This is a genomic window from Streptomyces sp. NPDC043908 (assembly GCF_056435525.1).
On sequence record NZ_JBWKEI010000020.1, the window covers coordinates 1 to 14752 of the forward strand.

The 14752-nt window shown below is 72.8% G+C and carries 14 protein-coding genes; 5 read left to right on the top strand and 9 right to left on the bottom strand.

From position 1 onward, the window contains the following. Positions 1-234 precede the first annotated feature (234 nt). Positions 235-630 (top strand): hypothetical protein, encoded by a 396-nt coding sequence (locus AC069K_RS32120; protein WP_478622091.1) that lies wholly within the window; start codon positions 235-237, stop codon positions 628-630. 60 nt (positions 631-690) lie between these two features. After that, the gene (locus AC069K_RS32125) at positions 691-1926 is read left to right on the top strand and encodes a cytochrome P450 family protein (protein ID WP_478622093.1); all 1236 of its coding nucleotides are present in this window, start codon (positions 691-693) and stop codon (positions 1924-1926) included. Positions 1927-2000: 74 nt separating this feature from the next. On the opposite strand, the gene AC069K_RS32130 is transcribed toward AC069K_RS32125, so the two are convergent. Beyond that, positions 2001-2846, bottom strand: coding sequence for an NAD(P)H-binding protein (locus AC069K_RS32130; protein WP_365114096.1), 846 nt, complete (start codon positions 2844-2846; stop codon positions 2001-2003). 76 nt (positions 2847-2922) lie between these two features. Beyond that, positions 2923-3783: a ScbA/BarX family gamma-butyrolactone biosynthesis protein gene (locus AC069K_RS32135; protein ID WP_478622095.1), complete on the bottom strand. Its 861-nt coding sequence runs from the start codon at positions 3781-3783 to the stop codon at positions 2923-2925. A gap of 234 nt (positions 3784-4017) precedes the next feature. On the opposite strand from AC069K_RS32135, the gene AC069K_RS32140 reads away from it, so the two are divergent. Next, positions 4018-4686 carry a ScbR family autoregulator-binding transcription factor gene (locus AC069K_RS32140; RefSeq protein WP_365114092.1) on the top strand — a complete coding sequence of 223 codons (669 nt, stop codon included), beginning with the start codon at positions 4018-4020 and terminating at the stop codon, positions 4684-4686. 30 nt (positions 4687-4716) lie between these two features. On the opposite strand, the gene AC069K_RS32145 is transcribed toward AC069K_RS32140, so the two are convergent. From AC069K_RS32145 to leuA, 4 genes are all read right to left on the bottom strand, one after another. Next, positions 4717-5559 carry an isoprenyl transferase gene (locus tag AC069K_RS32145; RefSeq protein WP_478622098.1) on the bottom strand — a complete coding sequence of 281 codons (843 nt, stop codon included), beginning with the start codon at positions 5557-5559 and terminating at the stop codon, positions 4717-4719. A 16-nt stretch (positions 5560-5575) separates the two neighbouring features. Next, a complete protein-coding gene (gene recO / locus AC069K_RS32150) occupies positions 5576-6325 on the bottom strand; it encodes a DNA repair protein RecO (protein ID WP_365114088.1) in 750 nt (249 codons plus the stop codon). Between the two features lie 34 nt (positions 6326-6359). Continuing rightward, positions 6360-7079 carry a TerB family tellurite resistance protein gene (locus AC069K_RS32155; RefSeq protein WP_478622100.1) on the bottom strand — a complete coding sequence of 240 codons (720 nt, stop codon included), beginning with the start codon at positions 7077-7079 and terminating at the stop codon, positions 6360-6362. Positions 7080-7243: 164 nt separating this feature from the next. Next, entirely contained in the window at positions 7244-9013 is a 1770-nt protein-coding gene (gene leuA / locus AC069K_RS32160) for a 2-isopropylmalate synthase (RefSeq protein ID WP_365114086.1), read from the bottom strand. A gap of 421 nt (positions 9014-9434) precedes the next feature. On the opposite strand from leuA, the gene AC069K_RS32165 reads away from it, so the two are divergent. Beyond that, positions 9435-9701: a protealysin inhibitor emfourin gene (locus AC069K_RS32165; RefSeq protein WP_358836695.1), complete on the top strand. Its 267-nt coding sequence runs from the start codon at positions 9435-9437 to the stop codon at positions 9699-9701. Positions 9702-9729: 28 nt separating this feature from the next. Continuing rightward, the gene (locus AC069K_RS32170; protein WP_478622102.1) at positions 9730-10626 is read left to right on the top strand and encodes a GNAT family N-acetyltransferase; all 897 of its coding nucleotides are present in this window, start codon (positions 9730-9732) and stop codon (positions 10624-10626) included. 480 nt (positions 10627-11106) lie between these two features. Here AC069K_RS32170 and era read toward each other — a convergent pair whose 3' ends face one another. The 3 genes from era to AC069K_RS32185 are packed head-to-tail and all read right to left on the bottom strand — an operon-like array spanning position 11107 to position 14442. Then, positions 11107-12048, bottom strand: coding sequence for a GTPase Era (gene era, locus AC069K_RS32175; RefSeq protein ID WP_358836693.1), 942 nt, complete (start codon positions 12046-12048; stop codon positions 11107-11109). A gap of 53 nt (positions 12049-12101) precedes the next feature. Next, the gene (locus tag AC069K_RS32180) at positions 12102-13061 is read right to left on the bottom strand and encodes a DUF916 domain-containing protein (RefSeq protein WP_478622104.1); all 960 of its coding nucleotides are present in this window, start codon (positions 13059-13061) and stop codon (positions 12102-12104) included. 58 nt (positions 13062-13119) lie between these two features. Beyond that, positions 13120-14442 (bottom strand): WxL domain-containing protein, encoded by a 1323-nt coding sequence (locus tag AC069K_RS32185; RefSeq protein ID WP_365114079.1) that lies wholly within the window; start codon positions 14440-14442, stop codon positions 13120-13122. Positions 14443-14752: the final 310 nt, after the last annotated feature.

Consider the following 14752-nt stretch of genomic DNA (forward strand, 5'->3'; position numbering starts at 1 on the left):
AAATGACCAACCAACTCGACCAAGCCATCGAACAACACGGCAAAGGCGACCTCACCACCCTCCTCACCGGCAACGACACCTGGACCGTCACCAACTGACCTCATCTGGCACCTCACCTGACACCTCATCTGACATCGGCCGACAAGGCCAGGACCCTCTACCGGACCCCCCATGGCAAACCGGGGGTCCGGTTCGTTAATGTCCTCTCGTCCGAGCAAGTGGGGGGGAGGACACATGGTGAGCGCACGGCTGGATACCGTCGCGCCGTCGCGGCCGCCGCGGCCGGCACGCGCGACGCACCACGAACGCGCCACCGCGCACACCGCCGGCGCCGAAGCCACACCCGACGCCACCACCGCGGCCGCAGCCGCCCGCGCAGTCGCGCCCGTCCGTACGGTGTCGCCCGCCCCCCGGACCGCCGACGGCCCCCGTATCAAGGGCGCCGCACACCACACCACGGCTTCCGCCCCGCCGCCCGACGCCCCGCCGTCCGGCGCCCCGCTGCCCGGCGCCCCGCGCGACCCGGCCCGGGCCCTCGGCGCCGGTGGCGCCCACGGTTGTCGCACCGTCGAGAGCGCGCCGGGGAACGGCATCCCCGTCGACGCCCCTCTTCCCCTGCGCCGACAGTAGTCGGCACACACGTACACGGCACCGACCCACACCCCCATCCCGTCCTTACGGAGCACCTCCATGCCCCAGCAGCAATGCCCCTTCGCCCTCGACGCCTCCGGGACCGACCTCCACGGCGAGATCGCCCGTATCCGCGCGCACGGCCCGGTCACCCGGGTCGAGCTGCCGGGCGGCGTGCCCGCCTGGTCGGTCACCAGCGCCGAGGCCGCCAAGAGCCTGATGACCGACCCCCGCGTCTCCAAGGACGCCGAACGCCACTGGCCCGCCTGGATCAACGGTGACATCCCGCGCACCTGGCCGCTGGCCCTGTGGATATCCGTCCGCAGCATGATCACCGCGTACGGGGAGGAGCACAGCCGGCTGCGCAAGCTGACGTCCCGGGCGTTCACCGCGCGCCAGACGGCGGCGCTGCGCCCGACGATCGAGCGGATCGTCTCCGACCTCCTCGACAAGCTGGCCGACACCCCGCAGGGCCGCCCGGTCGACCTGCGCCGGGCGTTCGCGAGTCCGCTGCCCGTCCAGGTGATCTGTGAGCTCTTCGGGGTCCCGGAGAGCTCCCGCGACCGGCTCTGCCGCCTCATCGACATCACCTTCCTCACCGAGGTGACCCCCGAGGAGGCCGAGGCGACCGGCCGCGAACTGTACGTGGCGCTCAACGAGTTCATCGCCTTCAAGCGCGCCAACCCCGGCGACGACATGACCAGCGGTCTGATCGCCACCCACGACGAGGAGGACGGCAGCGGCCTCACCGAGGTCGAGCTGGTGGACACGCTGCTGCTGATGATCTCGGCCGGGTTCGAGACCGTGGTCAACCTGATCGACCAGGCCGCGTGCGCCCTGCTCACCCACCCCGAGGAGCTGGCCCGCGTCCGGCGCGGCGAAGTCTCCTGGGAGGACGTGATCGAGGAGACCCTGCGCTGGGAGCCGCCGGCCGGCCATGTGCCGCTGCGGTACGCCGTGGAGGACATCGAGATCGGCGGTGTGGTGATCCCCCGGGGCGAGCCGATCCTGATCGCGCTCGCCGGGCCCGGCCGCGACCCCGAGGTGCACGGCGAGAGCGCCGACCGCTTCGACCCGTCGCGTCCGCTGCGCCGCGAGCACCTGGCCTTCGGGCACGGCGTCCACTACTGCCTGGGGGCGCCGCTGGCCCGGATGGAGGCGACGGTGGCGCTGTCGGCCCTCTTCGAGCGCTTCCCGGACGTGGCGCTGGCGACGCCCGTCGAACAGCTCGCCCAGCTCCCGTCGTTCATCTCCAACGGCCACCGGGAAGTGCCGCTCCTTCTGAACAACCGCTAGGGGCGCGGAAGAAGGGGCCCTGCCGTTCGGTCGCGGCAGGGCCCCTTTCCCGTACGGGAGGCGGCGCGGCCGGGTCAGGCGAAGGCGGCCGCGTGGTCGCGGGCCCACTCGGCGTACGAGCGCGCCGGGTGGCCCGTCAGCTCCTGGACGTGCCCGGAGACACCGGCCTTCGCCCCGGCCCGCTGGCGCTCGGCGCTGTGCAGCAGCGCCTCGGCCACCGGACGCGGATAGCGCGCCAGGAGCGCGGCGCGGGCCTGTTCGACGCCGAGCTCCTCGAAGCGGAGCGGCCGGCCCAGGGCCTCGGCGAGCAGCGCGGTCTGCTCGGCGGCGGTGACGGCCGCCGGGCCGCAGAGCGCGTAGGCGCGGCCCTCGTGGGCGCCCGGCTCGGTGAGTACCCGCGCCGCCACCTCCGCGATGTCGCGCGGGTCCACGGTGGCGTTGGGCGCGTCCCCGTACAGCGCGCGCACCACGCCCTCCTCGCGCACCGACCGCGCCCAGGACAGGGTGTTGGTCATGAAGGCGCGGGGCCGCAGCAGCGTCCAGGCGAGCCCGGACTCCCGTACGGCCGTCTCGTTCTCGCGCTGGCGGCGGGTGATGAGGTCGTCGGCGGCCGGGTCGGTGACGGCCAGCGCGGAGAGCTTGACCAGATGGCGCACCCCGGCCGCGCGGGCGGCCTCCGCGAACCGCAGGTCGTCGGGTTCGCCGATGCTGCCGGTGACCAGGAAGGCCGCCCGGACGCCCGTCAGGGCGCGGTCGAGGCCGGCCCGGTCGGCGTACTCACCGCGGACCACCTCGACGGCCGGCCCGGTGGCCGTCACCCGCTCGGGCCGCCGGGCCAGGATGCGCAGCGGATGGGCGGGGGCGAGCAGCCGGGCGACCTCGCCTCCCACGGTCCCGGTCGCGCCGGTCACCAGAATCACCGTTCGTCGTCCCCTTCTCCCTCTCCCCCGCGGCCCGTCCCGCGGCCGGTCCCTCGGCCCGTCCCCGTCGCGCCCGTCAGTCGACGCGCGGCGCCGAGAGCGTGGCGAGGAAGACCAGGCTGTCGTCCTGGTGGCCGGTGACCTGCACACTGGTCATGCCGGGGCGCCGGGGCGCCGCGTCGGTGACCTGTATCCAGCAGGTGCTGTCGAACTCCGCGTACCGGTGGAACGCTATGTCACCGGCGATCGGGACGTACGGCGCGGGCCCCAGGGCCGCGCTCGCCGCCTGGCGGGCCGCCTCCAGGAGGAGCATGCCGGGCACGTGGTCGTTGGGGCGCTGGAAGAGCGTGGGGTGCGTGGTGTCCACGCGCAGCCGCCAGACGCGCTCCTGCGGGCACGGCGACAGCACCACGTCGGCGGCGCGGGTGCGGCCCGCGAGGTCGGCGGGGACGGGCAGCGGAAGGTATCCGGTGGTGCCGGGGGCCGTGCGGTCGCCGCGCAGGCGCCGGTAGACGCCGGGGCTCAGCACCCGGGCCTGCCCGGAGCCGGTGGCCACCAGGCGCCCCAGGCGGCGCAGCACCCAGTGGACCTTGAGCCGCGAGAGCTTGCCGCCGCGCCATTCGAGACGGGTGAACTCCAGCTCCACGTCGATGAGCGCCGGCTGGCCGCCGACGTCCAACTGGCCGTCGTTGGCGGTATATTCGAGGTCGGTGAGCATGAAGTGCCAGTCGAGCGGCACCCCGTAGCCGGCGTGCACGATCAGCATCGCGGACTGCCGCATCGTCTCGACGACGAGCATCGGGTCGTGCAGACCCCGTGCGACGGGCTCGAAGAAGACGTGGTCGTGCGGCCAGTGCGCGGTGACCGAGAAGGTGTCTCCGTCCCGCCTGCGCCAGCCGTGCGGAAAGGCGTCGGCCGGCCTCGCCCTGTGAACCAATTCCGGTGAAACCGGGTGCGATTGCGTCATGGTGGTGGGCCCGGCCCCGGTTATGGGTATGGCGCTGGTCAATACTGCTGCTGTTTTCGACATGGCTCCCCCCGAGGCATGTACGAAGAAACGTAGTCATGCGGTCCACGGTTAAGATACAAACTAGACGGTTTTTTTCAAGTGCGGGGCACCGGTCCCGAAGGTTCACAGCGTCGACATCGCGGCGCAACACGAGGAGGCAGCGTGGCGAAGCAGGACCGTGCGATCCGCACCAGGAGGGCGATCCTGGAGGCCGCGGCCATCGTCTTCGAGCAGCAGGGGTTCCAGGCCGCCACGATCACGGACATCCTGAAGATGGCCGGGGTCACCAAGGGCGCGCTCTACTTCCACTTCCAGTCGAAGGAAGCGCTCGCGCACGGGGTCCTCAACGAGCAGGGCTCCGGCCCCTCGCTGCCGCCGCAGCCCGTCAAGCTCCAGGAGCTGATCGACGCCGGTTCGGTGCTCGCCCACCGCCTGCGCACCGACCACCTGGTCCGGGCCAGCATCCGTCTGACCCTCGACCAGCAGGCGACGGGGCTCGACCGCACCGGCCCGTTCCGGCACTGGAGCGAGGCGAACCAGGAGGTGCTGACCCAGGCGCAGCAGCGCGGCGAGCTGATGCCCAACGTGGTCATCTCCGACACGGCCGAGCTGTACGTGGGAGCCTTCGCCGGGCTCCAGATGATGTCGCAGACGCTCAGCGACTACCAGGACCTCGCGCACCGCCACGCGGTCCTGCAACGCCATGTGATGGCGAGCATCGCGGTGCCGTCGGTGCTCGCCGCCCTGGACTTCTCCGAGGACCGCGGCGCGCGGCTCACCGCCGAGCTGGAGTCGGCGGACGCCCCCGAGTGCGCGGCGGCCGCGGTCTGAGCGACCGGGCCGGCCGCGCCCCCGCGCGGGTCACTCGGACGCGGTGGCACCGTCCTGCCGCGGGACGTCGAGGTTGGGCAGCGCTCCGCCGAAGCGGCGGTCGCGCTGCGCGTACTCCAGGCACGCGCGCCACAGGTCCCGGCGGTCGAAGTCCGGCCACAGCACGTCCTGGAAGACCATCTCGGCGTAGGCGCTCTGCCAGAGAAGGTAGTTGGAGGTGCGCTGCTCGCCGCTGGGCCGCAGGAACAGGTCCACATCCGGCATGTCGGGGTAGTAGAGGTACTTGGCGAAGGTCTTCTCGCCGACCTTCGACGGGTCGAGCCGCCCCGCCTTCACGTCCTCGGCGAGCGCCTTCGCCGCGTCGGCGATCTCCGCCCGGCCGCCGTAGTTCATGCAGAAGTACAGCGTGAGCCGGTCGTTGTCCTTGGTCTGCTCCTGGGCGACCTGGAGCTCCTTGGCCACCGAGCGCCACAGCTTGGGCATCCGGCCCACCCAGCGCACCCGGATGCCCAGCTCGTCCAGCTGGTCGCGGGTCTTGCGGATGAAGTCGCGGTTGAAGTTCATCAGGAAGCGCACCTCGTCGGGCGAGCGCTTCCAGTTCTCGGTGGAGAAGGCGTACAGCGAGATCGAGCCGACCCCCATCTCGATCGCGCCCTGGAGCACGTCGAGGACGCGCTCCGCGCCGACCTTGTGGCCCTCGGTGCGCGGCAGCCCGCGCTCCTTCGCCCAGCGCCCGTTGCCGTCCATGACGACCGCCACGTGCTTGGGGACCAGCTCGCCGGGGATCTTCGGCGGGCGCGCACCCGAGGGGTGCGGCTCGGGGGTCGTGTACTCGCGCCGTGAGCGGCCGCCCAGGATTCCGCGTCGTGCCATGTGGCCTTCGTCTCCCTCAGTTCTTCTCTACGTACCGCAGGGAGCGCAGTCCGCGCTCCAGATGCCAGTGCAGATAGGCCGACACGAGGCCGCTGCCCTCGCGCACGTGCCGGGGCTCGCTCGCGTCCGCCGTCGCCCAGTCCCCCGTGAGCAGCGCGCTCAGCAGTCCGACCGCCTCCGCAGAGGGTACGACGCTGCCCGGCACCCGGCAGTCCGCGCAGACCACACCGCCGCTCGCGACGGAGAAGAACCGGTTGGGGCCGTGGATGCCGCACCGCGCGCAGTCCTCGAAGCTCGGCGCGTAGCCGTTGACCGCGAGCGAGCGCAGCAGGAAGGCGTCGAGGACCAGGGTGGGGGCGTGCTCGCCGCGCGCGAGGGTGCGCAGCGCGCCCACCAGCAGCAGGTACTGCTGCACGGCGGGCTCGCCCTCGTGGTCGGTGAACCGTTCGGCCGTCTCCAGCATCGCGGTGCCGGCGGTGTACCGGGCGTAGTCCGTGACGATCGCGCCACCGTACGGGGCGATCGTCTCACTCTGGGTGCACAGCGGCAGGCCGCGCCCGACCAGCTCGCTGCCGCGCGCGAAGAACTGCACGTCCACATGGGAGAACGGCTCCAGGCGCGCGCCGAACTTGGACTTGGTGCGGCGCACTCCGCGGGCGACGGCGCGCACCCGCCCGTGCCCGCGGGTCAGAAGCGTGATGATCCGGTCGGCCTCACCGAGCTTCTGGGTCCGCAGCACGATGCCGTCGTCCCGGAACAGACTCATGGGGCCATTGTTCCACCGCGCGCGGCGGGCTCGGTCAGGACGGGGTGCGGGCCGCCGCCAGGAGGCGGGCCACGTCGTCCGCGCACAGCTGGAGCGCGCCACCCACCGTGGTGAGGACCTCGCGCTCGGCCGGGCGGTAGGGGCCGTCGGCGAGCGCGATCCGGGCGCCCTGGAGCAGGATCGACTCGCGGCCGGCCGGGGCCAGGTGCGGGGCCAGCGGCTCCAGCGACTCGTGCAGCTCGATGGCGAGGGCCGCGCCGCACGGGTCGGCCTCGGTGTCGGTGAGGAAGCGCCCTGTGTCGGCGGCCAGCGCCTCGATCAGGGTGATCAGCTGCTCCTCGGTGCAGTCGTCGTACCCGGCGGCGCGGACCGTGGCGACGGCGGTCGAGGTGACCGTACGGGAGGAGGTGCCGCCCGCGGCGAGGACGGCGAGGGCGACGGTGTGCACGGCGTCGCGCAGCATCGCCGAGAAGCGGGTGGTGGTGGGGTGGTCGAGGGCGTCCGTCCCGAAGTGGGTCTCGCAGGCCGCGCACTCCACCACGGGCCCGGCGGCGCCGCGCGGCAGCAGCGGGACGCCGAGGACGGCCAGGCGCCGACGGCCGGTGCGGCGGCGGAAGTTGCGGTCGCCCCCGCACTCCGGGCAGAAGAACTCCCCGTCGCCCACGGTGGTCCAGGCGGTCCGCACCGTCCACACGCGTTCGAGGATGCCCGCGGCGCGAGGGTTCGTCGCGTTGTGTCCCCGGCCTAGCACCACCGCACACCTCCGTAACGGACCGGCAACATTGCCGCGTTGACGTGATGTTAGCCACATCGGCGAGGCGGCGTCAGCACCCTGGGGCGAGGAGTGGCGCAAAGACGGCGCCCCACCGGCCGCCGGGGGCCGGTGGGGCGCCGTGCGGCGCCGTGGGGCGCCGGGAATTAGCGGCGGGCCGAGCGGTTGACGGCCGAGATGACCGCCTTCAGCGACGCGCGCGTGGTGTTGGCGTCGATGCCGATCCCCCACAGGACCTGCCCGTCGATGGCGCACTCGATGTACGAGGCGGCCTGCGCGGACGCGCCCTCGCTCATCGTGTGCTCCTGGTAGTCCAGCAGCCGCGCGTCCACGCCGATGGCGGCCAGCGCCTCGAAGAAGGCCGAGATCGGTCCGTTGCCGGTGCCGGTCAGGACCGTGTCCACGCCGTCCACGACCGCCTCGACGGTCAGGGTGTCCCGGCCGTCCTTGTCGGTCGTGGTCTGGCCGGAACGCAGCTGGATGCGGCCCCACTGGTTGGCCGGATTCGGCAGGTACTCGTCCTGGAAGACCGACCAGATCTGGCCGGGCGTGACCTCGCCGCCCTCGGCGTCGGTCTTCGCCTGGATGATCCGGGAGAACTCGATCTGCATCCGGCGCGGCAGGTCCAGCTTGTGGTCGTTCTTCAGGACGTACGCGATACCGCCCTTGCCGGACTGGGAGTTGACCCGGATGACGGCCTCGTAGGAGCGGCCGACGTCCTTCGGGTCGATCGGCAGGTACGGGACGGCCCACTCGATGTCGTCGACGGTGACGCCCCGGGCGGCGGCGTCCGCCTCCATCGCGTCGAAGCCCTTCTTGATGGCGTCCTGGTGGGAGCCGGAGAAGGCGGTGTAGACCAGGTCGCCCGCGTAGGGGTGGCGCGGGTGGACCTCCATCTGGTTGCAGTACTCCGAGGTCCGGCGGATCTCGTCGATCTGCGAGAAGTCGATCTGCGGGTCGACGCCCTGGCTGAACAGATTCATGCCCAGGGTGACCAGGTCGACGTTGCCGGTGCGCTCGCCCTGACCGAACAGGCAGCCCTCGATGCGGTCGGCCCCGGCCATGATCGCCAGCTCGGCGGCGGCCACGGCCGTACCGCGGTCGTTGTGCGGGTGCACGGACAGGCAGACGAACTCGCGGCGGGTCAGATGGCGGCTCATCCACTCGAACCGGTCCGCGTGCGTGGAGGGCGTCGAACGCTCCACCGTGGCGGGCAGGTTGAGGATGATCTCGCGGCCCTCCTCGGGCTGCCACACGTCGCAGACCGCCTCGCAGACCTCCAGGGCGAAGTCCAGCTCGGTGTCGGTGAAGATCTCCGGGCTGTACTGGTAGCCGAAGGTCGTCTCCGGGCCCAGGATCTTCTCCGCGTACTCCATCACCAGCCGGGTGCCGTCCACCGCGATCTGCTTGATGTCGTCCTTGGAGCCGCGGAAGACGACCCGGCGGAAGGTGGGGGCGGTGGCGTTGTACAGGTGCACGGTGGCCCGGTGGGCGCCGCGCAGGGACTCCACGGTCCGCTCGATCAGGTCCTCGCGGGCCTGGGTCAGGACGGAGATGGTCACGTCCTCGGGGATCGCGCCCTCTTCGATGATCGAGCGTACGAAGTCGAAGTCGGTCTGCCCCGACGACGGGAATCCGACCTCGATCTCCTTGTAGCCCATGCGCACCAGCAGGTCGAACATCTCGCGCTTGCGGGCGGGGCTCATCGGGTCGATCAGCGCCTGGTTGCCGTCGCGCAGGTCGGTGGAGAGCCAGCGGGGCGCCTTGGTGATCCGCTTCTCGGGCCAGGTGCGGTCGGGGATGGGCACGGCCTCGTACGAACCGTACTTGTGGATCGGCATCCCGGACGGCTTCTGGGTGTGGGTCGCGTTGGTGACGGGCGTCGGGCGACCGACAGACACAGGGTTCTCGGACATCGCGTAGGGCTCCTCGGGGCCTTCGGGCTGGGGGTCCCCCTGCTCGCTGGGAGCGTGGGGGAGGCCGACTGGTCGAAGCAGCACCAGATCCCGCGGGGAGGGGGTCGGCCTACGACTACAGCCCCTCGCCGCGGCAGCTAAGGAGAAGCAGCCCGAAACGCATGATGTGCCGCAGCCTAGCCGAGAGGCGCCGAAAGCGCCGGTCCCGTTTCAGTATGCGGGACGTGGCCGAGGGGACCAGGGACCAAAGTCCCGTTCCGGCGGCGGCGTACGCCCAGGTGGGGACGCGAGGCAGCAGAGGGCGACGCAAAGGTGCTGAGGCCGCCCGTGACGGCCCCCCGGTGGCTCCTGGCCGTCCCCGGCGGCTCCTGGCCGGCCCGGGGGCGGTGCGCCGGGCCCGGTGCGCTGCTAGACAGGGAGCATGCGCATCCAGGTGACCCGCACAGGAGGATTCGCCGGCATCGAGCGCCGGGCGGAGGTCGACACCTCGGGCCGGCCCGACGCGGCCGAGTGGCAGGCCCTGGCCGAGGCGGCCCTCGCCGACGCCCGGACGGAGCCGTCCCCGGGCGTGCCCGACGGCTTCCACTACGAGATCACGGTCGACGGCCGCACGGTGCACTGCGCCGACCCCCGGCTGTCCGAGGCCCAGCGGACGCTGGTGTCGCGGGTCCTGAAAGAGGGTGCGTAGCGGGGGGCGAGCTTGCTTTGATGCGCGCATGAAGACCAGCGCACCGGACGGGCCGGACTCCCCCTCCCCGGAATCCCCTTCCCCGGGCTCCCCCTCCCCGGGCTCCTCCCGGCCCCCGGGGCTCCCGGCCCCCTTCGACCTCCACCTCCTGGAGGGCTACTACGACGCGGTGCCGCGTACGTCGGCCCGTGCGGAGGACTTCGGTCCGCTGACCCTGTTCGTACGGGAGGGGGTGGGCTGGCCGTTCTACGCCCGGCCCACGCCCGGCCACCCCGGGCCGGTGTCGGCGGCGGACGTCGACCGGGTACGGGCGCGCCAGCGGGAGCTCGGGATACCCGAGGCCTTCGAGTGGGTGCACGAGGTGGCGCCCGGGCTGCGGGCGGCGGTGGAGGCGTCGGGCCTCACGGTCCACGCCCATCCGCTGATGGTGCTCTCCCCCGACGCGCCGGAGGCGCCCGCCCATCCCCTGGTACGGATGGTCGGCGCGGAGGACCCGCTGCTGCACGCGGCCCTGGTGGTGCCGCACCTGGCGTTCGCGGCGCCCGGTACGGCGGTGGGGGCGGCCGGGCCGGCCGAGCTGACGGCCGAGATCGCGGCGCGGGCGGGGGACGGGCGCGCGGCGCAGGTCGCGGAGCGGATCCGGGCCGGTCTCACGGCGGTGGCGGCGGCCTTCGAGAACGGCCTCCCGCTCTGCTCGGGCATGCACCAGCCGCTGGGCCCGGTGACGGAGATCGTCGGCGTCGGAACGCTACCGGCCGCACGCCGCCGGGGCCTGGGCGAGGCGGTCACGGCACGGCTGGTGCGGGATGCGCGGGCGGGGGGCGCGTCGACGGTGTTCCTGTCGGCGGGGGATGAGGATGTGGCGCGGATGTACGGGAGGTTGGGGTTCGTACGAGTGGGAACAGCACTGATCGCGGAGGGCTGAGCACCCCCTCCCCCCGGACGGGGAGCCTGCCCCGGGCGGCCCTATGGCCCCTGCCCCCGCTACAGCGCCTCTTCCCCCCGCACGCCGGTGGGGGCTGATCGCGCAGTTCCCCGCGCCCCTGAAACGCACCCCATACGTCACGGCGCGGCCGGAAGTGCCTGTCTTTAGGGGCGCGGGGAACTGCGCGCTCAGCCACGGACGGTCCGCAGACGAAAGAAAAGAAGCGGTGCGGGGGCCGCAGGCCCCGCCGGGGGTCGCGGGCGCAGCCCCGTAGCAGGGTGCAGGGGCGCAGCCCCGCCGTGGGGTGCAGGGGCGCAGCCCCGCCGTGGGGTGCAGGGGCGCAGCCCCGCCGTGGGGTGCAGGGGCGCAGCCCCGCCGTGGGGTGCGGGGGCCGTAGGCCCCGCTCGGGGGGTCGGGGGCGTAGCCCCGGGAAGGGGGCTCCCCCGCCCCCGGAGGGTTTGGGGAAGGGGCGGGGAGGGGTCAGAACCCCAGTTTGCGCAGCTGCTTCGGGTCCCGCTGCCAATCCTTCGCCACCTTCACATGAAGGTCCAGGAACACCGGCGTCCCCAGCAGCGCCTCGATGTGCTTGCGCGACTTCATCCCGACCTCCTTGAGCCGCTTCCCCTTGGGCCCGATGATGATCCCCTTCTGGCTCGGCCGCTCGATGTACACGTTCGCGTGGATGTCGAGCAGCGGCCGGTCGGCGGGCCGGTCCTCGCGCGGCAGCATCTCCTCCACCACCACCGCGATGGAGTGCGGAAGCTCGTCCCGTACCCCCTCCAGCGCCGCCTCGCGGATCAGCTCGGCCACCATGACCTGCTCGGGCTCGTCCGTGAGGTCGCCCTCGGGGTAGAGCGCGGGGCCCTCGGGCAGGAGCGGGACCAGGAGGTCCGCCACCAGCTGGACCTGCTGGTCGCCGACGGCCGAGACCGGCACGATCTGCGCCCACTCGAAGCCCAGCTCCTCCCCGAGCCGCTGCACGGCGAGCAGCTGCTCGGCGAGCGCCTTGGAGTCGACGAGGTCGGTCTTCGTGACGATCGCGATCTTCGGGGTCTTCTTGATCCCGGCGAGCTCCTTGGCGATGAACTTGTCGCCCGGCCCCAGCTTCTGGTCCGCCGGCAGGCAGAAGCCGATCACGTCGACCTCGGCCCAGGTCGTGCGGACCACGTCGTTCAGCCGCTCGCCCAGGAGCGTGCGCGGCTTGTGCAGGCCCGGAGTGTCGACCAGGATCAGCTGTCCGTCGGGGCGGTGCACGATGCCGCGCACGGTGTGCCGCGTCGTCTGCGGACGGCTGGAGGTGATCGCCACCTTCTGTCCGACCAGAGCGTTCGTGAGGGTGGACTTGCCGGCGTTGGGACGGCCGACGAAGCAGGCGAAGCCGGCCCGGTGGGGGGCGTTGTTCTCAACAGTACGAGCGCTCATGCCGCCCATTCTCCCCGATCGGCACGCCCCCGCTGCACGCGCGCCCCCGCGGCTCAGCCGCGTCGCCCCCGCGCCCGCCGCAGCCTCCACCCCAGGATGCCCGCCGCCAGGGCCGCGACCAGCACCGCGACGGCCGGCCAGGGCAGCGCGAGGAAGGACGCGCCGCCCGATCCCGTGACGCCCTTGGCGCTCGCCGTGAGCCGTACGTCACCCCGGTCCAGCTGCGGCGACCCGGCCCACGGCTCGGTGAGGCGGACCTTCTGGCCGGGCAGCAGCTCGGCCGGGACCTTGGTGAGCGCGCGGCTGAGCAGCGTACGTCCGAACAGGCCCGTCGCCCTCAGCTCCACCTTCGGGTCGAGGGTGACGTTGCCCCGGTTGTGCAGGGTGTACGAGATCGTGGTGCGGCTCGTGCCGGTGCCGGGCACCAGCGGCCGGTGCTGGGCGAGCGTGACGTCCTCCACGGCGAGCGCGGGCACGGTGGGCCCGGTGACGCGCAGATAGACGCGCGCGCCGACGGCCTGGCGCACCCCCATGGCAAGATCCCCGCGCCCGGCCGCGACCTTCTCGTCCAGGGCGACCAGCGCCCCGGGGTGGTCGCCGGGCTCGGCGTCGGCGGGGACGGTGAGCGTGAAGGGCACGGTGACCGAGGCGTGCGCCGGGACGGTGACGGCCGGCCGGCCGGTCCTGGTCCAGGCGCCGACGCCGTGCTGCGGCTCGCGCTGGGTGCGTACCGCGAACCCGCCGTCGCGTTCGGTGTTGTACGCGTCGGCCCCGTAGAGCCGGAAGGTCATCGGCGCGGCCGTCTTGTTGGTGACGGTGACCTGATCGGTGAGGGTGGTGCCGGGGCTCGCGGAGAGGTAGAAGTACGGGCGCCGGTCCGCGCCGGAGGAGACCGGGAAGACGGCCCAGTTGCCGTTGTCGGCGGCGCGCGCGGGCGCACCCGGGGCCGCCAGGACGGCGACGGCGGCGGCGATGACGGCGGCGATCAGGAGCGGGACGGACGGTCTGCGCACGGTGCGCTCCCCCGGGGACGGGTGGGCCGGCCGGGTGCGCGCCCGGCCCACGGGTGGATCAGGCCAGCGTGAGGGTCAGCACGCCGGAGTACGCGCCGGGCGCGGTGAACGCGGGTACGTTCAGCGAGACCCGGGCGTCGACGGTGAACTCACCGCCGGTGAGCGCCGCGTTGGGCGTGGTCGCGAGGGTCGCGCCCGCGCTGCCCACGGTGCCCGGCGAGCCCGCCGCGCAGGTCGACGGGGAACCGGCCTTGGTGGCGCAGACCGGGGTCCAGCCGAGCTTCGAGGCGTCGATCTTCGCTCCGGCGGGGCCGGTGAAGTCGGTGACCTTGCCGGTCAGGGACCAGCCAGCGGGGCCGCCGCGGAAGTCCTGGACCGTCACCGTCCGGAGCGAGCCGCGGGAGAAGCCGCCCTTGCCGAAGTCGACGGCGTCCAGGGTGACGGCGTCGCCGGCCTGGGTCATGGAGAGCGTGCCCGCCTTGACCGCGGAAGTGAGCTTCTGGCTGTTCGGCGGCGTCGGGGTGTCGTCGACGACGGTGTACGCCGCCGGTCCCGCCCCCTTGTCGTCGCTCCAGCTCGCTCCCTCGTAGGCGACGATGCCGCTGGTCGCCTTGTCGTTGACCGTGAGGGTGGTGGAGAACGCGCCCTGGGCGTCCGCCGTCACGGTCGTCCTGTCGGCGGTCTCCGCCGCCCCGGCCCGGCCCGCGACCGTCACGGTCGCGCCCGCGGTGAACTTCGACCCGGTGACGGTGACGCCCGCGCCGGGCTTGCCGGAGGCCGTACCGAGCTGGACGGCCCGCTGGTTGGTCTGGCCGCCGCCGGTCGCGGTCACCGTCTCGGAGACGGGCGCGGGCGGGTTGGTGACCGTGCAGGGGGTGTCCAGCTCCATGATGTAGCTGGTGTGGATGTTGTAGTCGCCGGGCGACAGGGTGATCGCGCCGGGTGCGGTGACGGTGAACGTCCCGGTCATGGAGAACGGCGGGAACGCGCCCTTCCCCGGCACCGGGTCGTTCTTCTTGGGCCCGGCGACCGTGACGTCGCCGCTCTGGGCGCCGCCCAGGGTGACCTTTCCGGTGGGGGTCATGATGTCGGCGGGCAGCGCCAGGTCCACCGGGTTGCCGGCGGCGGGCTTGGTGACCGTGTACGTGACGGTGACCGTGTCACCGACCTTGGGCGCGGCCTTGTCCACGGTGATCTGGGCGGACGTGGTGCCGTCGATCGCCGGGATACCGGCGATGGGCGGTGGTACGCAGTGTGTGGCGAAGTCGACGGGCGTCGCGGCCAGGGCCTGCGCCGGGGCGACGAGCGCCCCGGTCCCGGCCATGAGCGCCGCGGCTCCCAGTACGGCGGCCCAGCGGCGCCGTCTTCGTGCTGAAGGCATGACTGCCCCCCTCTGCGGTCGTGGCGCAGCAGCGGCTCGGCTGCGCCGGCAGGGAGCCATTGACCTGGGGGCGCGAAAAGAAGTCAATGGAATCGAAATCCCTTGACTGATGGGCCATCAGATACTGTCAAGATCCGCGTTCCCGCAGGTCAGCCAAGGGATCACGGCGCTCGCCGCCCTTGCGCGAACAGGGAGGACCGGGGGGGGGGGGGGGGGGGGCTGGGGGGGGGGGGGGGGGGGGGGGTGGAATATGTTACGGGGTATATCGAAAAATAAAGCCCAGGGGCACTTGGTGGCGGGGGGGTGCTAG